This window comes from Micromonospora sp. NBC_00898, assembly GCF_045207895.1.
Classification (GTDB): Bacteria; Actinomycetota; Actinomycetes; order Mycobacteriales; family Micromonosporaceae; genus Micromonospora.
In genome coordinates this window covers 4,512,517-4,530,845 of record NZ_CP108775.1, presented here as the reverse complement: position 1 = coordinate 4,530,845, position 18,329 = coordinate 4,512,517, and the positions used below count along the sequence as shown (strand labels likewise).

The 18,329-nt window shown below is 73.0% G+C and carries 19 protein-coding genes and 1 pseudogene; 9 read left to right on the top strand and 11 right to left on the bottom strand.

The features are described from left to right. Positions 1-21: 21 nt before the first annotated feature. Positions 22-3,156, top strand: a complete 3,135-nt coding sequence (locus tag OG799_RS21990) for a BTAD domain-containing putative transcriptional regulator (RefSeq protein WP_406037036.1) — start codon at positions 22-24, stop codon at positions 3,154-3,156. On the opposite strand, the gene OG799_RS21985 is transcribed toward OG799_RS21990, so the two are convergent. The 4 genes from OG799_RS21985 to OG799_RS21970 form a co-directional block, all read right to left on the bottom strand. Further along, complete coding sequence (locus OG799_RS21985; protein ID WP_406037034.1) at positions 3,140-3,889, bottom strand: ABC transporter permease; 750 nt, start codon at positions 3,887-3,889, stop codon at positions 3,140-3,142. The two genes, OG799_RS21990 and OG799_RS21985, sit on opposite strands and share 17 nt — an antisense overlap. Beyond that, positions 3,886-4,827, bottom strand: a complete 942-nt coding sequence (locus OG799_RS21980; RefSeq protein ID WP_406046368.1) for an ATP-binding cassette domain-containing protein — start codon at positions 4,825-4,827, stop codon at positions 3,886-3,888. The genes OG799_RS21985 and OG799_RS21980 overlap by 4 nt, the downstream gene beginning before the upstream one ends. A gap of 199 nt (positions 4,828-5,026) precedes the next feature. Next, positions 5,027-5,602, bottom strand: coding sequence for a flavoprotein (locus OG799_RS21975; RefSeq protein WP_406037032.1), 576 nt, complete (start codon positions 5,600-5,602; stop codon positions 5,027-5,029). Continuing rightward, the gene (locus OG799_RS21970; protein WP_406037030.1) at positions 5,599-6,945 is read right to left on the bottom strand and encodes a hypothetical protein; all 1,347 of its coding nucleotides are present in this window, start codon (positions 6,943-6,945) and stop codon (positions 5,599-5,601) included. Before OG799_RS21970 ends, OG799_RS21975 begins: the two co-directional genes overlap by 4 nt. 419 nt (positions 6,946-7,364) lie before the next feature. Here OG799_RS21970 and amcA point away from each other — a divergent pair, with 419 nt between their 5' ends. The 3 genes and pseudogenes from amcA to OG799_RS21955 form a co-directional block, all read left to right on the top strand. Further along, the gene (gene amcA / locus OG799_RS21965; protein WP_406037028.1) at positions 7,365-7,532 is read left to right on the top strand and encodes a multiple cyclophane-containing RiPP AmcA; all 168 of its coding nucleotides are present in this window, start codon (positions 7,365-7,367) and stop codon (positions 7,530-7,532) included. Further along, positions 7,529-7,876: a hypothetical protein gene (locus OG799_RS21960; protein WP_406037026.1), complete on the top strand. Its 348-nt coding sequence runs from the start codon at positions 7,529-7,531 to the stop codon at positions 7,874-7,876. Before amcA ends, OG799_RS21960 begins: the two co-directional genes overlap by 4 nt. 8 nt (positions 7,877-7,884) lie before the next feature. Continuing rightward, positions 7,885-8,019 (top strand): annotated as a pseudogene (locus OG799_RS21955) (radical SAM protein); the annotation flags it as partial. A gap of 51 nt (positions 8,020-8,070) precedes the next feature. On the opposite strand, the gene OG799_RS21950 reads toward OG799_RS21955, so the two are convergent. Beyond that, complete coding sequence (locus OG799_RS21950) at positions 8,071-8,958, bottom strand: aldo/keto reductase (RefSeq protein ID WP_406037024.1); 888 nt, start codon at positions 8,956-8,958, stop codon at positions 8,071-8,073. Further along, on the bottom strand, positions 8,936-9,907 hold the full coding sequence (locus OG799_RS21945) for a reductase (RefSeq protein WP_406037022.1): 972 nt from the start codon (positions 9,905-9,907) through the stop codon (positions 8,936-8,938). Before OG799_RS21945 ends, OG799_RS21950 begins: the two co-directional genes overlap by 23 nt. Positions 9,908-9,978: 71 nt before the next feature. On the opposite strand from OG799_RS21945, the gene OG799_RS21940 reads away from it, so the two are divergent. Together OG799_RS21940 and OG799_RS21935 are read left to right on the top strand one after the other, a co-directional pair. Then, complete coding sequence (locus OG799_RS21940; RefSeq protein ID WP_406037020.1) at positions 9,979-10,902, top strand: LysR family transcriptional regulator; 924 nt, start codon at positions 9,979-9,981, stop codon at positions 10,900-10,902. Between the two features lie 82 nt (positions 10,903-10,984). After that, positions 10,985-11,719, top strand: a complete 735-nt coding sequence (locus tag OG799_RS21935; RefSeq protein ID WP_406037018.1) for a Clp protease N-terminal domain-containing protein — start codon at positions 10,985-10,987, stop codon at positions 11,717-11,719. Between the two features lie 50 nt (positions 11,720-11,769). Here OG799_RS21935 and OG799_RS21930 read toward each other — a convergent pair whose 3' ends face one another. The 5 genes from OG799_RS21930 to OG799_RS21910 all read right to left on the bottom strand — a co-directional run bounded on the left by OG799_RS21930 (position 11,770) and on the right by OG799_RS21910 (position 15,943). Continuing rightward, positions 11,770-12,288, bottom strand: a complete 519-nt coding sequence (locus tag OG799_RS21930) for a hypothetical protein (protein WP_406037016.1) — start codon at positions 12,286-12,288, stop codon at positions 11,770-11,772. Between the two features lie 116 nt (positions 12,289-12,404). Further along, positions 12,405-12,590, bottom strand: coding sequence for a DNA repair protein (locus OG799_RS21925; protein WP_406037014.1), 186 nt, complete (start codon positions 12,588-12,590; stop codon positions 12,405-12,407). A gap of 64 nt (positions 12,591-12,654) precedes the next feature. Then, on the bottom strand, positions 12,655-13,677 hold the full coding sequence (locus OG799_RS21920; protein ID WP_406037012.1) for a sensor histidine kinase: 1,023 nt from the start codon (positions 13,675-13,677) through the stop codon (positions 12,655-12,657). Further along, complete coding sequence (locus OG799_RS21915) at positions 13,670-14,362, bottom strand: response regulator transcription factor (RefSeq protein WP_406037011.1); 693 nt, start codon at positions 14,360-14,362, stop codon at positions 13,670-13,672. Before OG799_RS21915 ends, OG799_RS21920 begins: the two co-directional genes overlap by 8 nt. 132 nt (positions 14,363-14,494) lie before the next feature. Next, on the bottom strand, positions 14,495-15,943 hold the full coding sequence (locus OG799_RS21910; protein WP_406037010.1) for a hypothetical protein: 1,449 nt from the start codon (positions 15,941-15,943) through the stop codon (positions 14,495-14,497). Positions 15,944-16,091: 148 nt separating this feature from the next. Between OG799_RS21910 and OG799_RS21905 the strand changes: the two genes are divergently transcribed. Genes OG799_RS21905 through OG799_RS21895 form a run of 3 tightly spaced genes read left to right on the top strand, consistent with a single transcriptional unit; the run spans position 16,092 to position 18,201 of the window. Next, positions 16,092-16,763 (top strand): glycosyltransferase family 2 protein, encoded by a 672-nt coding sequence (locus OG799_RS21905; RefSeq protein ID WP_406037009.1) that lies wholly within the window; start codon positions 16,092-16,094, stop codon positions 16,761-16,763. Further along, entirely contained in the window at positions 16,760-17,533 is a 774-nt protein-coding gene (locus OG799_RS21900; protein ID WP_406037008.1) for a DUF2064 domain-containing protein, read from the top strand. Before OG799_RS21905 ends, OG799_RS21900 begins: the two co-directional genes overlap by 4 nt. Continuing rightward, positions 17,530-18,201: a class I SAM-dependent methyltransferase gene (locus OG799_RS21895; protein WP_406037007.1), complete on the top strand. Its 672-nt coding sequence runs from the start codon at positions 17,530-17,532 to the stop codon at positions 18,199-18,201. The genes OG799_RS21900 and OG799_RS21895 overlap by 4 nt, the downstream gene beginning before the upstream one ends. Positions 18,202-18,329 lie beyond the last annotated feature (128 nt).

The window sequence follows — 18,329 nt, the reverse complement described above, 5'->3', positions numbered from 1 at the left end:
ATTCATGGCAAGATCTGTTGGGTGCAGATCGGGATGCTCGGACCGTTCGAGGTTCGCACGGACGACGGCACCGTCGCCGACGTGCCGGGCGCGCGGCTGCGTGGGCTGTTGATCGCCCTTGCGCTCGAACCGGGTCGTGTGGTTCCGAAGGCGACGCTCGTCGACTGGATCTGGGGTGAACATCCGCCCGCCGACGCGACGAATGCCCTGTACCGCTTGGTTTCCCGGCTGCGAAAGGCGCTGCCGGAAGGGTTGATCGAGGGGCAGACGGACGGCTACCGGTTGACGGTGGAACCCGACGCCGTCGATGCGGTGCGCTTCGAACGCCTCGTGGGCCGGGCGCGCGACGACGAGGGTCCGCAGCGCGTACGGCGGCTGCGCGAGGCCGTCGCATTGTGGCGCGGTGCCGCAATGCAGGACGTCGGTCTGCCGGACAGTGCGGCGTTCGACGCGGCGGTCACCCGGCTCGAGAGGCTGCGACTGACCGCCCTGGAGGATCGGTTCGACGCGGAGATCAGCCTCGGCCACGGTCCGGAGCTGGTCACGGAACTGACCGACCTCGTGGCTGCGCACCCGCTGCGAGAACGGCTTGTCGCCGCGCTGATGCGGGCCCTCGTGGCGGCCGGTCGCGACACCGAGGCCCTGCTGGTGTACCAGCGTACGAGAGAGGCCTTGGCCGACGCGCTGGGCGTCGACCCCTCACCGGAGCTGTCCGCCTTGCACGTCGCGCTGCTGCGCGGCGAGTCGGGACGGCGGGAGGAGAACCGGAACACCAACCTGCGGGCCGAGCTGACCAGCTACATCGGCAAGGATGTCGATGTGGCTGCGGTCGCCGAACTCGTCGCCGAGCACCGGCTCACCACCCTGATCGGGCCGGGCGGGTCGGGGAAGACGCGGCTGGCCGCGGAAACCGGGCGCAATCTGCTCGGCGACCTGCCCGACGGGGCCTGGATGGTGGAGCTCGCGGCCATCGGCGCCGACGGCGACGTGGCGCAGGCCACGCTCGCCGCGCTCGGCCTCCGCGACGCACTGCTCGGTGAGGCGTCGAACCTGGAGCCGAGGGACCGGCTCATCGCCGCGATCCGCGAGCGGGAGGTGCTGCTGATCCTGGACAACTGCGAGCACGTGATCGAGTCGGCGGCCGAGCTGGCCCATCGCATGCTCGGGGAGTGCCGGCGGCTGCGGATCCTGGCGACCAGCAGGGAACCACTCGGCATCACCGGTGAGGCGCTGTGGCCGGTCGCGCCGCTGGCCCTGCCGGACGGGAACGCCACCCCCGGCGAGATCGAGTCCGCACCGGCCGTCCGATTGCTGCTGGACCGGGCGAGCGCGGTGCGCAAGGATCTTGTGGTCGACGCCAACACGTTGGCGACCATGGCGCGCGTCTGCCGGGCGCTGGACGGGATGCCGCTGGCGATCGAGCTGGCGGCGGCCAGGTTGCGCACCATGTCGATCGACCAGCTCGCGAACCGGCTCGACGACCGGTTTCGGCTGCTGACCGGCGGCAGCCGTACCGCCTTGCCACGGCACCGAACACTGCGTGCGATGGTCGACTGGAGCTGGGAGCTGCTCACCGACGTCGAACGGGTGGTCCTGCGCAGGCTCTCGGTGTTCTCGGGCGGGGCGAGCCTGGAAGCGGCCGAGCGGGTCTGCGTCGGCGACGCGGTCGAGCCGGAAGAGGTACTCGAGCTGCTCACCGCGCTGACCGAGAAGTCGCTGCTGGTCGCCGCGGGTGACAGCGCACCGCGCTACCGGATGCTCGGCACGATCAAGGAGTACGCCGCGTACCGGCTCGCCGAGGCTGGGGAGTCGGACCTGGCGCGCCACGCGCATCTGGCCTACTTCACCGAACTCACCGGGACCGCGGACCCGCACCTTCGCCGCGCCGAGCAGTTGACCTGGCTCGCCACGCTCGACGCCGAGCACGACAACATCAGTTCCGCGATGCGTGGTGCGCTCGCGGCCGGCGAGTCGCAGGCGGCGATGCGGCTCGCGGCGGGTGCCGGCTGGTACTGGTGGCTCAGTGGGCACAGGGCCGAAGGCAGGGAGCTGATCACCGCGGCCACCAGCATCCCCGGCGAGGTGGACGACGAGACCCGGGCCACCGTCTACGGGCTCGCCGTGACGTTCGCCAGCTCCGGGCGGGCCGCCGACGAAGACCAGGTGGCGGAGTGGATCCACAAGGCGTACCGGTTCGCCCAGCGCAGCCAGTCCCGCAACCCCGTGCTGGCCCTGGTCGTCCCGCTGGAACGCATGCTGCAGGCACCGGACGCGTTCCTGCCCGCGTGGGAATCATTGCTGGACAACGAGGACCCCTGGGTATGCGCGCTTGCCCGGCTGCACCTCGGCAAGTCGCGGGTCATGCTCGGCCACGGCGGGCGGGACGCGGACGCGTACCTTGAGATGGCGCTCACCGAGTTTCGGACACTCGGCGAACGGTTCGGGATTTCGTTCGCCCTGACCGAGCTGGCGGACCGCATCGCCACGCGGGGCGAGTTCGCTGGTGCGTGCGAGTACTACGAACAGGCGATCGAGGTCGTGACCGAGGTCGGCGTGATCGAGGACGTCATCCGGATGCGGTCGCGACAGGCTCAGCTGTACTGGCTGCTCGGTGATGAGGACGCCAGCGAGGCCGCGGTAGCCGAGGCGGAACGGTACGCCGAGAGGGTCACCTGGCCGGAGGCTCTCGCGGAGCTGGCCCTGTCGAAGGCGGAACTCGCTCGCTGGCGCGACGACGCCGAAGAGGCTCACCGGCAACTCGATGTCGCAACGACCATGCTGGGGGACAGAGCGGAGAAGCTCCGCGCGCTGACGCACGACCTGCTGGGCTACCTCGCCGACGATCTGGACAAGGCCTGTGAGTACCATGCCGCAGCCTACCGGGCGGCGGCCGAGGCGGGGCACGCGCCCATGATCGCGCAGGTCCTCGTCGGGGTCGCGGACCTGGCACTGCGCCGCGACCAGCCCGAGCAGGCGGCGCGGCTGCTAGCGGCGAGCAACGCCGTGCGCGGACTGCCGGATCGTTCGCTCCCGGACATTGCCCGGATCGAGCGGGCAGCACGAAGCCGCCTCGGCGACACGGGGTTCGCCGAGGCGGCTCGGGAGGGCACCCAGACGAGCTGGAGTCAGCTGGTCGAGGTCACGCTCGCTTCTTGAACGTGGAACGCGCCCACAGGTATCCGACGAGAGCAATCCCGACGCACCAGGCGGCGGCGATGATCGCGTCGCTGGTGTCCGGTGCGCCGTTGAGCAACCCGCGCATGGTTTCGATGATCGGCGTGAAGGGCTGGTACTCCGCGAACTGCCTAAGGCCCGGCCCCATCTTCTCCGCCGGGACGATCGCGCTGCTGAAGAACGGCAGCATGACCAGCGGCACGGCGGCCAGACCCGCCGTCTCTGGAGACTTTGCCGCCAGTCCCAAGGCGACCGTGAGCCAGCCGGCCGCGAATCCGAGCAGCACGATGATGCCGGCCACGCCGAGCCAGTCGAGGAGACTCGCCGACGGGCTGAATCCCAGCAGGAAGGCCACCCCGATGAGCGCCGCGATGGCGACCACGTTGGTCAGCACACTGGCGATGACGTGACCGGTCAGCACCGCACCACGGGAGACGTGCATCACCTTGAACCGGTTGATGATGCCCTTCGTCATGTCGGAGTTCACCGCCGTCGCGGTGGACCCCAGCCCGTAACAGACCGCCAGCAGGATCAGTCCCGGCGTCGCATAGTCGATGTAGTCGACACCGACGTTGAAGGCATCTCCGAACATGTACACGAACATCAACATGATGATGATCGGCATCAGGACCGCGTTGAACACCGAGGTCGGGTTCCTGGCGATGTGCTTGAAGTTGCGGCGCAACATCACCAACGAGTGAGACTTGGCGCTCATTTCGCGTCCACCTTCGTGGTGTGGCCCGTCAGGGCGAGGAAAACGTCGTCGAGGTCGGGTGTGTGCACGGAGCACTCCTCGGAACTGAGTGAGTACTCATCGAGCCTGTCCAGCACAGCCCGCAGCGATTTCGTGCCGCCGTCGCTGGGAACCCGCAGGGTCAGTGCCTCGTCGTCCCGCGTGGAGTCGGTGAGGACCCGTGCGGCCGTGTCGAGTTCGGCGGCGGTGGTGAACCGGAGCCGGACGTGGGTCCCGGGGATCTGGCGTTTGAGCTCGTCGGGAGTGCCCTGGGCGACCAGGCGGCCCTGGTCGAGTACCGCGATGCGGTCGGCGAGCTGATCGGCTTCCTCGAGGTACTGGGTGGTGAGGAAGATGGTCACGCCGTCGGCGACCAGGTCACGGATGATCGACCACATCGTGCGGCGGCTGCGCGGGTCCAGTCCCGTCGTCGGCTCGTCCAGAAAGATGATCTTCGGGTTGCCGACGAGCGTCATCGCCAGGTCGAGCTTCCGGCGCATACCCCCGGAGTAGGTCGACGCGGGCTTCTGTGCCGACTCCACCAGATCGAAGCGCTCCAGCAGCTCCGTGACGATCAGCTTGCCGTCGCCGGAGACCGCGCGGTTCAGATCCACCATCAGCTGCAGGTTCTCCTGCCCAGTCAGCAGCTCGTCCACCGCCGCGAACTGACCGGTGACTCCGATCACCGCGCGCACCGCCTTGGCCTCGGTCGCGACATCATGCCCGGCGACGCGTACCGTCCCACCGTCGGCCTTCATCAACGTGGTCAGCACGTTCACCGTCGTCGTCTTACCCGCCCCGTTCGGGCCGAGCAGGGAGAACACCGTTCCCGTGCGGACATCAAGATCGATGCCGTCGAGCACGACCTTGTCCTTGTAGGCTTTTCGCAGTCCTGAGACCGCAATCGCTGAAGTTGTCATGCGGCCAACCATCGGAATCCGGCCTGTCACCCCCCTGACACGCCCCTGACACGACCCCTGACACGGTGTTCGCCCTCGTCACGCCAGGCCAGGACGCTGCGCGGCCTACTGACGACGACCAGATCGGTCGGAGGCCGCCGAGTCGCGCGTATGGGAGCAGGCTGCCGCCTCATTACTGTCCGGACTGACAGCAGGCGAGTCAGCTGCGATCAGTGCTGCCGGCCGGCGCCTCGCCGGCCAGCCGGGTCGCCGCTTTGAACGCCGTCGTCCACGGGAAGGCTTTCTGGCGACTGCTGCCGCTGCCGGGTGGGTGTGGCTCCCATCCGTCGTCGGGCCCGAGAAGGACCCGGACGCGCTCATCGCGGAGACCCGCCACGGCGCGTTGGAAGGGTGCGCGGGCGGCCAGCGCGGCGTTGACGAACGGGACGAGCACGGTCGGCACCTGACGGCCGATCAGCTCGGCGACCGTCGTCATCGCGTAGTTGTCGGCGATGCCAAGGGCGATCTTGTTGACGGAGTTGTAGGTCGCGGGGGCGATGATGAGCGCGTCCGCGGCGGGGAGAGATTGGCGGGTGCCGGGGGACGACCGGTAGGTGGACCGGACCGGGTGCCCGGATAGCCGCTCTATCGCTTCGGCGTCGATGAAGTCGAGGGCGCTGGGGGTGGCGGTGACCGCCGTGGTCCACGAATGCCGCGTTGCGGTGGTGACCAGTTGTGTCACGTCCGCGGCGGGACCGGCAGCACAGACGACGATCTGCAGGTGGCCGCGAGTCATACGCGGATCCCCGCGTGCTGGGCGAAGTCGAGGACAACGCTGCGAACGTGCGCCCGGGTGAGGACTGCCAGGTCGCTGGCGATCCGTTGAACCGCTGGCCGGCACCGGATTTCCTCTGGTGCCACGTCGTACGCGCTGCGTAGCGCGTTCAGGCCCTGCTCGTAGCGTCCCCACTGCGTGTAGGCGCGGGCCATGTCGACGAACAGGGTGGCCTTGCGTTCGGCGAGGCGGATCTTGTCCAGTGGTACCTGGCGGGCGAGTGCGATGGCGGTGCCGGCGTCGCCCAGGGTCAGCGCGATGTTGACGCGGTGCAGCAGGACGTTGGTGGCACCGAAGCCGGTCCACCGGTCGTTGCCGTCGTAGCCGAGTCGTCCGGCGGCATGGGAGGCCTCGTCGAGCATGGCTTGTGCGCTGTCTCGGTTCTCGTCGCGGGCGGCGGCGATAGCACCGCGCAGCAGCAGGGCGCCGTAGACGGCCACCGCGTCGGTCGAGGCAAGTCGGGTGCCGCTTCGGAGGGTCTCGGCTGCGTCTTCGGCAAGCTGCCGTGCCTGAGTGCTGTGGCCGTTGCTCATGAGGGCGTGGGTCATGATTCGGGCGCTCGCGGCCATCGCCACCGGGTCCTGACTGATCGAGGCGGCGCGGGTGCTGCGTTCGGCGGCGACCAGGGCCATGCCCTTGTCACCGACCTTGAGCAGCACGCTGCCGGCGACGTGGTAGAGGTCGCTGGCCAGGGCATCGACTCGCGTTCGCTGCTCGCCTTCGGCGTCCGCGCGAGTTGGTTCCAGGGCGGGCAACAGGGCCGCAAGCCCGGCGAGAACCTGCTCGTAACGGCACGCCTGGTAGTCGATCTTCGCGGTGGCGACATCCTGTGCGAACTGCCGGAGGGGTAGGGCAACTGGCTCGGCGTTGCGAGGTCGTGGTGCGACCAGTGCTTCGAGCAGGGTTGCGGCGTTCGGCAGGGTGATGCCGCTGATTGTCATGCCGGTCAGGAGATCTCTGCGCCGCACGTCGCCGTCCGAGTCGAGGTCGTGAATGCCGCCTGCGCCAGTATGGATGTGCGCGTCGGTGACGGGCAGCGTCGCGGGATCCGCAGGTGCACCGCTGGTACCTGCTCTCACCAGTGCTTCGAAGCGCTCACGGACGTCCGGGGTGGCCCGCGCCAGCACCGTGTCCAGGGCGGCCTGCATGTCGGCACGCAGATGGATCTTGTCGCCCTGGCTGCTCCACTTGGCCACCGTCCGCCGGGCCGCGCCCAGGTGTTCGGCGAAGCCGGTAACGCTCATCCGCAAGGCCTGGCGCAGAGCGTTTGCTTCCCGGCCGGTCCAGGTCGTCACCGCGGCCATGGCACGTCCTCTCGATGGGGACAGTCGGCCGGACGATCGTAACGGCACTTGGCGTGCTGGCAGGTGCACCGTGAGTGCACCGACAGGTCATCCCCATCGTCGGGCTCACCGGGCGAACCTGATTGTGCTGGTGCCGCCGCTAGCGGCGAGTAGGCGGCCGGCATGCAATCGCAACCTCACGCCAGGGAGCTCGAGATGAACGACGGGATCGCTGGGAGACAGGAGTTCGCCCTGGTGCTTCGGCCGTTGCCGTCCCAGCTCGCTCCCTTACGCGTGCATTTGACGCCCCGCCTGCGTACCGCCGTGAGGGCTGCGTGGGTGGGTGATCGGCGGGCTGCTCCCGGCCGCCGTGGTACGGCGGTGGGTTCGCCTTTCCCCCGGCGAGCCCACCGTCCACCGTCTCGGATGGGGGCGCCGGCATGACGGTTTACCTCTCGCGTAACGCGATGGCCGACCAGTCCCGGCGGCGACCTGAGCCCGGGCGTGCATCTTCGCAGTGGCAGGTGCGGCCTGCTGATCCGCCGCTGCTCACCCACGTGTGGCGTCGGCTGTTCGAGCAGCAGGCCCGAGAGGGAGGTCGCCGGTGACCGGGCAGCAGCGCCGACCCTCGGCGTACCGGGTCGCGCCGGCGGCGGTGGAGCATCTGCCGTTGCGTCCGTTGTGGTTGTGCCGCCGGTGCGGGCAGCCGTGGCCCTGCGGTGCGGCAAAGCTCGCGCTCGTGACCGAGTACCAGGACGCGCCGGTGAGTCTGCTCCTCTACCTGGCTGCCTGCCTGCACGACGCGATCGACGATCTGCACCGGCTCAACCCAAGCGTGACGGGCGGCGCCTCCGACATGTTCGACCGGTTCCTCGGCTGGCCCGCCCGGCACACCCACGCCTACCGCGTCACCACCTTCGAAGGCGCGCGGACCGAGGAGCCGCCGCCGTGAACGGCATCGGTCTCATCGCCGAGTTCGTGACCGCCCTCAACACATGCGCCGATCACTGCGCCTTCTCCGACTTCTGCCGTGGCGCCCAGGCCGGCAACCGCTACTTCGAGCACTCGACGTTCACCGCCCGCGAGACCGCCTACCTCCATGGGCATCCACCTGGGCGTCGACAACGGGTCGCTGGCCGACCATCGTCACGCCGGGATGACGAGCTCCGCCGCGTCCAGCCGGGCCAGGTCCGCCAGGTCGAGGAGCAGGTCGGCGGCCGCCGCCGAGTCACGGATCGTTGCCGGCCGGCTGGCGCCGGGAATCGGCACCACCACCGGGGACCGGGCGAGCAACCAGGCCAGGCAGACCCGTTGCGGGCTCACGCCGTGCTCCGCGGCGACCGCGTGGAACGCCGTACCGGTTGAGGCCGGTCCGCACGGGTCATCGAGGGAACTGCGGGAGATGCCGCCGAGCGGGCTCCAGGGCAGGAAGGCGAGCCCCAGGTCGTGGCAGAGCCGCAGCACCGGCTCGCCGTCCCGGACCGCCGGCGAATACTGGTTCTGCACCGCGACCAGCCGATCGCCGAGGATCTCCCGGGCCTGCCGGAGCTGGTCGACCGTGACGTTCGAGACGCCGGCCATCCGGACCTTGCCGGCGTCGACCAGCTCCCGCACCGCGCCGACTGAGTCCGTCCAGATCTCCGGGTCCGGCTTGTGCAGCTGGTACAGGCCGATCGCCTCGACCCCGAGCCGGCGCAGTGAGGCGTCGCAGGCCCGTCGCAGGTGCTCCGGGGTGGCGGTCACCGTCCACGAGCCGTCCCCCGGGCGGCCCCGCCCTCCCTTGGTCGCCACCAGCACCTCGGCCGCCCCCGGATGCCCGGCGAGCGCCTTGGCGATCAGTTCCTCGTTGTGGCTGGCCTCGCCGGCGTACCAGTGATAGGAGTCGGCGGTGTCGATCAGCGTGACGCCGGCGTCGAGCGCGGCGTGGATGGTGGCGATGGCCCGGTCCTCGGCCGGCCGGCCCTCGATGGACAGCGGCATGGCGCCCAGGCCGATGGCGCCCACCGGGACGTTACCGATCGCGCGTGACCGCATGCCGGTCCTCCTCCCTCGCCGCCAAGGCGTCGTCGATCGCCGTCGGGAGCCAGTCCCGGACGGCGCCGAACCGGAAACCGAGCCGCTCGGCCCGGCCGTTGTCCATCGCGTAGTACCGGTCGAACGAGAACGGTGACGCCGGGCCGTCCTCGACGACCTGGTAGCGGGGCGGCGTGCCGACCCGGGTGGCTACCAGGTCGCACAGCTCGATGGCCGTCAGCTCGCCGTGCGACGTCGCGTTGACCGGCCCGACGAAGTCCGCCGCCGCCGCCCAGCGGAGGAACTCGGCGATCTCCCGTTCCTGGATGAACGAAGTCGGCAGCGGATCAGGGTGCACAGCGACCGGTTGCCCGGCGGTCACCCGCTCGACGTAGTGGGCGAGCCGCCCGGTGAAGTCCCGGGCCCCGCCGCCGAGGACGTGCGCGCTGCGCACGCTGGCGTACCGGAACGGCGCCGACCGGGTGAACATCGCCTCGGCCTGCCGCTTCCCCTCCGCGTAGCCGGTGGCCGGGTCGAAGACCGTGGCGAGCCGGTCGGGGTCGTGCCACGGCAGGTCCGGCCGCACCGGCCAGTCCGCCGGCCGCACCGCGTCCTCCACTACCGGCACGCCGGGGACCGCCGGCAGCCCGCCCGGCGAGGTGGCCGGGTCGTACACCTCCATGGTGGACGTCATGACGTAGCGGCCGACACGGTCGGCGAAGACGCGGCACGCCACCTCCGCCTGCGCCGGCGTGTAGCAGACCTGGTCGATGACCACGTCAAAGGTACGGGGGCCGCACGCCGCCCGGAGCGCTGCCTCGTCGTCCCGGTCGGCGACCAGGTGTCCGACGCCAGCCGGGGGCGGGGAACCACGGTTGACGACGGTGACCCGGCTGCCGGCCTCCTGGAGCAGGGTGACCAGCAGCCGACCGAAGTACCGGCTACCGCCGATGACCAACACCTCTCGCATGCGATCGACCTTGACAGCCCGTGGCTTCCAGCGGAACTGTCGATTTGATTAACGCCTTGTTAGGAGATCTGATGATCGACCCGCACCGGTTGCGGATCCTGGAGGCGGTTGCGCTGCACGGCAGCTTCAGCCGGGCGGCGGCGACCCTCCGGCTCACCCCGTCCGCCGTCTCGCAGCAGATCGCCGCGCTGGAGCGCAGCGTCGGCACCGCGGTGGTGGCCCGCAGCACCCGCGGGGTGACGCTCACCGAGGCGGGCCGGCTGCTGGTCGACGCGGCGGCCGCGATCTCGGCCGAGTTGCGCCAGGCCCAGGCGCAGATCGACCGGCTGGCCGGGCCGCTCCGGCTGACCATCGCCACCTTCAGCAGCGGCGGCCGGCACCTGCTGCCGGCCGTGCTCACCCGCTTCGTCGCCGCACACCCCGATGTCGAGGTGAACGTGGTGGAGATGGAACCGGAGAGCAGCCTCCCGGCGGTCCGCGACGGGGCGGCGGACCTCGCCGTCGCGTACCAGTTCGACGGTCCCCTACCCGGCCGGGCCGGGGACCGGTCCGGCCTGGAGTGGACGCCGCTGCTCGCCGACCCGCTGTCCGTGGTGACCCCACGGAACCACCGGTTGGCCGGCAAGGAGTCGGTCGACCTGGTCGACCTGGCCGACGAGCGGTGGGTGCTGGGTTGCCGCCGGACGGAGGCGTACCTGCGGCGGTTCGCCGCGCTCGCCGGCTTCGAGGCCCGGTTCGCGGGCAGCACGAGCGACTACTTCTTCGCCCAACTGCTGGTCGGTGCGGGCGTGGGCGTGTCGCTCATCCCGGAGATCGCGCTCCTCCCCTCGGCACCGGAGCTCGCCGTCATCCCCCTCGAGCCGCCCCGGCCCACCCGGCACATCGGCGTGGTCACCGCCCGCCGTCGCCGGCCGCGCCCGGAGGTGGACCTGCTCGTCACGGAGCTGGGGGCCGCCGCCGGAGCACCGCACCGGACCGGGTCCGTCCACCTCTGAGGCCCGGCGGGGCGCGGCGGGCCGCGAGCCGCAACGTCAACCGCTGGTTGACGAAGGCGGATCGTCAACCTATGGTTGACGCATGACGAATCCCGTGCAGATCAGCAACCCGGTACGCCTCGACGAGCTGATCGAGGCCATCAAGAAGGTGCACACCGACGCGCTGGACCAGCTCAGCGACGCCGTGCTGGCGGCCGACCACCTCGGCGACGTCGCCGACCACCTGATCGGCCACTTCGTCGACCAGGCCCGCCGCTCCGGCGCCTCGTGGACCGAGATCGGGCGCAGCATGGGCGTCACCAAGCAGGCCGCCCAGAAGCGGTCCGCCGCCAAGGCGGAGACCGCGGCCGCCCTCGACCCGAACGCCGGCTTCGGCCGCTTCACCGACCGGGCTCGCAACGTGGTGGTGTCCTCCCAGAACGAGGCGCGGGCCGCCGGCAGCCCGGAGATCCGCCCGGAGCACGTCGCGCTCGGGCTGCTCGCCGAGCCGAATGGGCTCGCCGCCCGGCTGATCGTGGCGCGGGGCGTACCGCTGGAGCGGCTGCGGGAAGTCGTCACCGCGACCTTCCCGGCGCCGGCCGACCAGATCCCCGAGCTGATCCCCTACGACGCGCGCGCCAAGAAGGTGCTCGAGCTGACCTTCCGGGAGGCGCTGCGACTCGGCCACAACTACGTGGGCACCGAGCACATCCTGCTCGCCCTGCTGGAGGAGGAGGGGGGCGACGGCGTGCTCAGCGGGCTCGGCCTCGACAAGTCCGACATGGAGGCGGCGGTCACCGCCGCCCTCGCCGAGGCCGCGCGACGCCACCAGTCCTGACCTCCCACCCGCCCGGGTCCGCCGGACGCGCCCGGGCGGGGCGGCGGGGATCAGTCGGCGGTGGGGAAGCCGTAACGGGCGGCGTGCTCCGGGTCGGCCGGGTCGATCTGGCGGATGCCGGCGTCGGCGAGGCGCTTGTTCACCTCGTCGAGCCGCTCCCGCACCAGCCGGGACTCCTCCTCGGTGACCCGGCCGCGGTGCGGCTTGCCGGCGTGCTCGATGGTGCCGTAGTCGATCTTCTCCGCGCTCTTGCGGGCCTTCGGCGGCCGCACCCGCTCGGCGGTGCGCAGCAGTTGCGCCATCGGCACGTCGGTGGCCATCGCGTCGAACTCGCTGGCGGTCAGCACCACCCGACGCGGCTCGCCGTGACCGTGCTTGTCGTGGATCTCCACCACCGCCACGTCCAGCGCGGCGTCGTCGATGCTCTCGATCTCGACCGGGGTGGCGTCCAGCTGCACGGGGCCGGCGACCAGGTCAGGGTGCTCCAGCACGACGACGCGGACCACCTCGTCGTCCCGCTGCAGAACCGTGCCGCTGAAGTCGGAGACGTGGATCGTCTTCTTGCCCATGCGCGGAGCTTCTCCTGTCGTAGGCCGAGTTTTCGGACCAGGAGACGCTACCCGACACCTGTGCGAAAGGCCCGGCTGGAACGCCCGGGTGTGTCGTCGCTTTCCTCCGACCCCGCTCAGCGGGCGCTGAGGCCGCGCCGGGTGGCCGCGGGTGGCAGTGCGTTCAGCTCGGCCCAGGAGAGTGGGGCAGCGCTCCGGGCCTCCCGGTACGGCGGCTGCGCCGGGAACCGCCCGGCGGCCCCGGCCGCCCGCCAGCTCCGCTCGGTGTCCTGCTGGTACCGGTCATTCGGCTGATTCGGCATGACCATTACCGTCCCAGAGAAAGTTGTACATGTATGGAAATAGATATGACGCCCGATCGATGCGTCAGGCTCCCGCGACCGGCAACCGGACCACGAACCGGCACCCATCGGTGATGTTCTGTACGTCTACCCGCCCACCGTGCGCCTCAATCAGCCCGCGCACGATCGCCAACCCCAACCCGCCCGAGCCCTCACCGCCGCCGTTGCCCGGGGTCCGCGCCGGTTCCCCCCGGAACGCCACGTCGAAGAGGCGGGGCAGGTCCGACTCTGGGATGCCGCCGCAGGTGTCCGCCACCGCCAGCCAGGCGGTGTCCGCGTCCCGGCCGGCGTCCACGCGGACCGTGCCGTCCTCCGGCGTGTAGCGGACCGCGTTCAGCAGCAGGTTGCCGATCACCCGGGCCAGCTCCGGCTCGCTGGCGGTCACCGTCGGCCAGCCCGACTCGGCGGCGACCAGCCGGATCCGCCGGGCCGCGGCCAGCGGGGCGGTGCTGGCGAGGGCGTCGGAGACGACGTCGCCCAGCGGCACCGCGGCCAGCGACAGCCGCAGCGCGCCCGCGTTGATCCGGGACAGCTCGAACAGGTCGTCGACCAGCCGGGTCATCCGGTCGGTCTCCACCCGGATCCGGCGGTGGTACTCGTCGACGGTCTCCGGGTCGCGGACCACCCGGTCCTCCAGCGCCTCGGCCATCGCGCGCAGCCCGGCGAGCGGGGTGCGCAGGTCGTGCGAGACCCAGGCGACCAGGTCGCGGCGGCCCTTCTCGATCCGCCGCTCCCGCTCCCGCGCCTGGTCCGCCCAGACCGCCGCCGCGGCCAGCCGGCGGCCGAAGAGCCAGCCCACCGCGAGGCTCACCACGGCGGCGGCGGAGACGGTGATCAGCACCACCTCCAGGTCGTGCCGGGAGAGGAACATCGCCTCGGCGATCACCGCCACCCCGGCCACCACCGCGGAGACGGTCATGGTCAGCAGCACGACGACGTGCACCAGGATCGAGCGGCCGCGCAGCAGTCGCAGCGCGACCGCCCCGAGCAGCCCGACGCAGAGCGCCGCGGCGAGCGCCGCCCCGAAGATCAACGCCAGGTCACGCATCGGCCGGCTCGTACCGGTAGCCGACGCCCCAGACGGTGACGATCCGTCGGGGACTGGCCGGGTCGGCCTCGATCTTCTCCCGCAGCCGGCGGACGTGGACGGTGACGGTGGACTGGTCGCCGAAGCTCCAGCCCCAGACCCGGTCCAGCAGCTCCGCCCGGCGGAACGCCCGCGCCGGATGCCGCATCAGGTGGGCCAGCAGGTCGAACTCCCGCAGGGTGAGGGTCAGCTCCCGGCCGTGCAGCCGGGCCACCCGGGGGCCCGTCTGCACCTCCAGGCCGTCGTCGCGCAGCACCTCCGGCGGCGCGACCGGCTCGCCGCCGGCCCGGCGCAGCACCGAGCGCACCCGCAGCACCAGCTCCCGGGGGGAGAAGGGTTTGCTCAGGTAGTCGTCCGCGCCCAGTTGGAGGCCGAGGATCCGGTCGGCCTCGTCGCCGCGCGCGGTCAGCATGACGATGGGTACGCCGTCCGGCCGCTCCCGCAGCCGGCGGCAGACCTCCAGCCCGTTCAGCACCGGCAGCATCAGGTCGAGCACCACCAGGTGCGGTGTGTGCCGCGCCACGGCGGCCAGCGCGGCGGCCCCGTCGCCGACGTGGTCGACCTGGTAGCCGGCGTGCTCCAGGTACCGGCAGACCACGTCGCTGACCGTCCGGTCGTCGTCGACCACCAGCACCCGCTGCGTCACCGCGTACCTCCCCCTGGTGTCGCCCAGCGTATCGACGGGTGGGCCGGCGGAACCATTGCGAGGTTCTTACGGGCCGCCCGGGCCGCCCGGGCCGCCCGGCCAACCCGGCCCGCCCGAGGCTCCCGCACCCGGTCAGGACACGGTCCAGAGCAGGTGGTTGACCGCCAGCGCGGTGACCGCCTGCCCGGCCAGCCACCAGCGCCGGTCGCCGGCCGGGAGCCGGGCGACGGCGACCAGCAGCCAGACCGCGAAGGGCAGCCAGATCCGTTCCGCCTCGGCCTTGGAGAGCCCGGAGACGTCGGCGGCGGCCACGGTCAGCGCGGCGGCCAGCGGCAGCCAGACGGCTGCGCCCGTGGCGACACCGGTGCCGGCGTCGGTCAGGGCGGCGGTCCGGGCGTCGGCTTCGGCCGGGGCGACGGTGCGGGCGTCGGCGTCGATCGGGGCGGCGGTCCGGGCGGGACCGCGGGTGAGCGCGGCGATCCGGGCGCGGGCCCCGGCCAGCGCCGGGCGGAGGGTGCGGGCCAGGGCCGGGCCGGCCACCGGGCCGGCGCTGAGCAGCAGCGCGGCCAGGTTCGCCCAGACCCAGTAGGCGTACGGGCGGTCCGCCGCCCAGCCCTGGTAGTAGCGCCGCACGACCAGGTGGTAGCCGTCCAGCCACCAGAAGCCGTAGCCGACGAACCCGGCGGTCAGCACGGCCACGCCGAGCCCGGCGGTGAGCAGCGCGCGGACCCGGCCGGCGGCCCGCAGTGCCAGCACGGTCAGTGCCAGCAGCCCGGCCAGGACCAGCCCGTACGACAGGTGCAGGGCGACGCCGAGCAGCAGCCCGCCCACCCCGGGCGCCCATTTTCCCGGGCGGGCCAGCAGGGCGAGCCCGGCGGCCACCACGGCCGCGAAGATCCCGTCGGCGGAGGCACCCACCCAGACCGCGCCGGGCAGCAGCACCAGGAACGGCAGCACCGCGCGGGCGGCCGGCTCGTCGCCGAGCGCCCGCAGCGTCACCGGCACCGAGACGGAGACCGTCGCCCCGACCAGGACGCAGGCCAGCGCCGCCGCCGTGCCGCCGCCGAGACCGATCCGGTCCAGCGCGACGAAGACCAGCAGCGCGCCCGGTGGGTGCCCGGCGGTGTGGGTGGACCAGGAGTCGGGCCGGAAGTCGAGGATCCGCTCGGTGAAGCCGGCCAGCATGGCGGGCACGTCCCGCACCCGGGGCACCTCGTGCAGGTACTCCGCCTGCACGGTGAGCCGCTCGGTCAGCCCGGCCCGCCAGCCGTCCACCAGGGCCAGCGACAGGGTCCAGGCGACCGTGGCGAGCCAGCCGGCGACCAGCAGCCGGGGCCAGGGGAGCCGCCGGGCGAGGTGGGGACCGCGCGCCACCACGCCGACGGCGAGCAGCACCGCCGGGAGGGTGCCCCAGCCGGCGTGCGGCCGCCAGGTGGCGTAGAGCGGCGCGGCGTCGGCGTGCAGCCCGGCGTCGCGGTGGTTCAGCACGGCGCCGACCGCCACCGCCGCGGCCAGCAGCGCCGCCTCGACGGCGAGGACGGTCAGGTCGCGGCGACGGCCGGCGGTCAGGTGGCGGGTCATGGTGACCGCCGAGGCTACGGCCGCCGCCCGCCGGCCGGAAGCGCCCCGACCGGGACGTCAGCGACTCGTAAGGAACCGTTGCGGCGTAAGGGTTCCGTAACCGCGACGGGGGCCCGGACCAGGGCTGGGGCGGCCTAGCGTCCCCGGCATGGAGACAGAGGTCGACGTGGTGCTGCCGTGCCTGGACGAGGCGGCCGCCCTGCCCGGTGTACTGGCCGGGCTGCCGCCCGGGTACCGCGCCGTGGTGGTGGACAACGGCTCCACCGACGGCTCGCCCGAGGTGGCCGCCGCGCACGGCGCCCGGGTGGTGCACGAACCCCGGCGCGGCTACGGTGCCGCCGTCCACACCGGGCTGCTCGCCGCCCGTACCGAGCTGGTCTGCGTGCTGGACGCGGACGGCTCGTTCGACCCGGGGGAGCTGCCCAGTCTCGCCGGGCCGGTGCTGGCGGGGCGGGCCGACCTGGTCGCGGGGCGTCGCCGGGCGGTCACCCGCGCCGCCTGGCCGTGGCACGCCCGGGCCGGCAACGCGCTCCTCGCCGCCGGGCTGCGCCGCCGGGGCGTACCGGTGCACGACCTGAGCCCGATCCGGGTGGCCCGCCGCGCGGCGCTGCTGGACCTCGGCGTCGCGGACCGCGCCTTCGGCTACCCGCTGGAGCTGCTGCTCCGCGCGGCCGCCGCCGGGTGGCGGATCGTCGAGCTGGACGTGCCGTACGCGCCGCGGGCGGCCGGCACCCGGTCGAAGGTCTCCGGCTCGGTCCGGGGCACCGCCCGCGCGGTGCGGGACATGACGGCGGTGCTGCGGGCGGGCGTGACCTCATGACGGTGCTGCTGGTGATGGCGAAGGCGCCGGTGCCGGGCCGGGTGAAGACCCGGCTCTGCCCGCCGGCAAGTCCCGCCCAGGCCGCCGAGGTGGCGGCCGCCGCGCTGCTGGACACCCTGGACGCGGTCCGGGCGGTGCCCGGCGTGGTGCCGGTGCTGGCCCTGGCCGGCGGGCTCGCCGACGCGGCACGCGGTGCGGAGATCCGGGCCGCGCTGGCCGGCTGGAACCTGCAGCCCCAGCGCGGCCGGGACCTCGGCGACCGGCTGGCCGCCGCGCACGCCGACGCGGGCGCGGCGTTCCCCGGCCGACCGGTGCTGCAGCTCGGCATGGACACCCCGCAGGTCGGCGCGGACCTGCTCGGCGCGGCCGTGGCGCGGCTGGCCGGGACGGACGCGGTGCTCGGCCCGGCCGCGGACGGCGGTTGGTGGGCGCTGGGGCTGCGCGATCCGGCGGCGGCGGCGGTGCTGCGGGCCGTGCCGATGTCGACCCCGGTGACCGGTCGGTCGACCCGCGCCGCGTTCGCCGGCCGGGGCCTGCGGATCGACGCCCTGCCGGAACTCGCCGACGTGGACGAGTGGCCGACCGCCGTCGCTGTCGCCGCCGCCGCGCCGGCCGGGCGCTTCGCGGCGGCGGTACGGGCGATCGAGGCTGGTCTGACCGGGCGGTTCGCCGGGACGCCGCGCCACCTCGCGGGCCGACCGACCGCCCGGGCGGGGCCGCCGGCGGGGCCGGGGCCGGTCGCGGCGCGCACGGGCGGGGCCGCCCGGTGACCGGGCCGGCGCTGCTCGCCGGCGGCTTCGAGGCCGCGCTGGCCGACCCCGCCGACCGCCCCGGCGAGGGCGCGCACTGGCTGGTGCTCGGCGACGGGGTACGGGTGCCGCTGCCGGTGCGCCGGTGGCACGGGCCACCCGAGCCGGCCCTGACCGAGCTGGTGCGGCGGTGCGCCGGGCCGACCATCGACCTGGGCTGCGGGCCCGGCCGGCTGACCGCCGCACTGGCCGAGCGCGGACTGGTCGCCCTCGGCGTGGACGTCTCGGCGGTCGCCGTCCGGCTGGCCAGGGGCCGGGGCGCGGCGGCCCTGCGCCGGGACGTCCTCGCGCCGCTGCCCGGCGAGGGACGCTGGGCGCACACCCTGCTGGTCGACGGCAACATCGGCATCGGCGGCGACCCGGTACGCCTGCTGCGCCGCTGCGCCGCCCTGCTGCGTCCCGGCGGCACGGCGCTGGTCGAGCTGGCGCCGCCGGGCGCGGGCCTGTGGCGGGGGCGCGCGTACGTCACCTCGGGCGGGCGTGCCGGCGACGACGAGCGGGGGCCGGCGTTCCGCTGGGCCCGGGTGGGGGTGGAGCTGGCCGGGCCGCTGGCGTCCGCTGCCGGCTTCCGGGTCGCCGCCGTGCTGCCGCTCGACCGCCGCTGGTTCGTCGAACTGGTCCGCCGGTAGGCCCCGCAGTTCCTGACCGGCTACCGGCCGGCGCGAGGGCTTGCCGGCCCGCTGTGGGCGGGGTGCTTGGCGAACGTCCCGGGCGGCCGGGATCCGGACGTCCGGGCGGCCCGCCGCGCGTACCATGA

Bases quoted from the DNA above. Each gene is read 5' to 3' on its own strand.
- OG799_RS21985 (WP_406037034.1), bottom strand. From the start codon at position 3,889: ATGAGCGCCAAGTCTCACTCGTTGGTGATGTTGCGCCGCAACTTCAAG.
- OG799_RS21920 (WP_406037012.1), bottom strand. From the start codon at position 13,677: ATGCGTGACCTGGCGTTGATCTTCGGGGCGGCGCTCGCCGCGGCGCTC.
- OG799_RS21980 (WP_406046368.1), bottom strand. From the start codon at position 4,827: ATGACAACTTCAGCGATTGCGGTCTCAGGACTGCGAAAAGCCTACAAG.
- OG799_RS21905 (WP_406037009.1), top strand. From the start codon at position 16,092: ATGGAGACAGAGGTCGACGTGGTGCTGCCGTGCCTGGACGAGGCGGCC.
- OG799_RS21950 (WP_406037024.1), bottom strand. From the start codon at position 8,958: ATGCGGTCACGCGCGATCGGTAACGTCCCGGTGGGCGCCATCGGCCTG.
- OG799_RS21970 (WP_406037030.1), bottom strand. From the start codon at position 6,945: ATGGCCGCGGTGACGACCTGGACCGGCCGGGAAGCAAACGCTCTGCGC.
- OG799_RS21975 (WP_406037032.1), bottom strand. From the start codon at position 5,602: ATGACTCGCGGCCACCTGCAGATCGTCGTCTGTGCTGCCGGTCCCGCC.
- OG799_RS21930 (WP_406037016.1), bottom strand. From the start codon at position 12,288: ATGGGCAAGAAGACGATCCACGTCTCCGACTTCAGCGGCACGGTTCTG.
- OG799_RS21935 (WP_406037018.1), top strand. From the start codon at position 10,985: ATGACGAATCCCGTGCAGATCAGCAACCCGGTACGCCTCGACGAGCTG.
- OG799_RS21925 (WP_406037014.1), bottom strand. From the start codon at position 12,590: ATGCCGAATCAGCCGAATGACCGGTACCAGCAGGACACCGAGCGGAGC.
- amcA (WP_406037028.1), top strand. From the start codon at position 7,365: ATGACGGTTTACCTCTCGCGTAACGCGATGGCCGACCAGTCCCGGCGG.
- OG799_RS21910 (WP_406037010.1), bottom strand. From the start codon at position 15,943: ATGACCCGCCACCTGACCGCCGGCCGTCGCCGCGACCTGACCGTCCTC.
- OG799_RS21945 (WP_406037022.1), bottom strand. From the start codon at position 9,907: ATGCGAGAGGTGTTGGTCATCGGCGGTAGCCGGTACTTCGGTCGGCTG.
- OG799_RS21900 (WP_406037008.1), top strand. From the start codon at position 16,760: ATGACGGTGCTGCTGGTGATGGCGAAGGCGCCGGTGCCGGGCCGGGTG.
- OG799_RS21940 (WP_406037020.1), top strand. From the start codon at position 9,979: ATGATCGACCCGCACCGGTTGCGGATCCTGGAGGCGGTTGCGCTGCAC.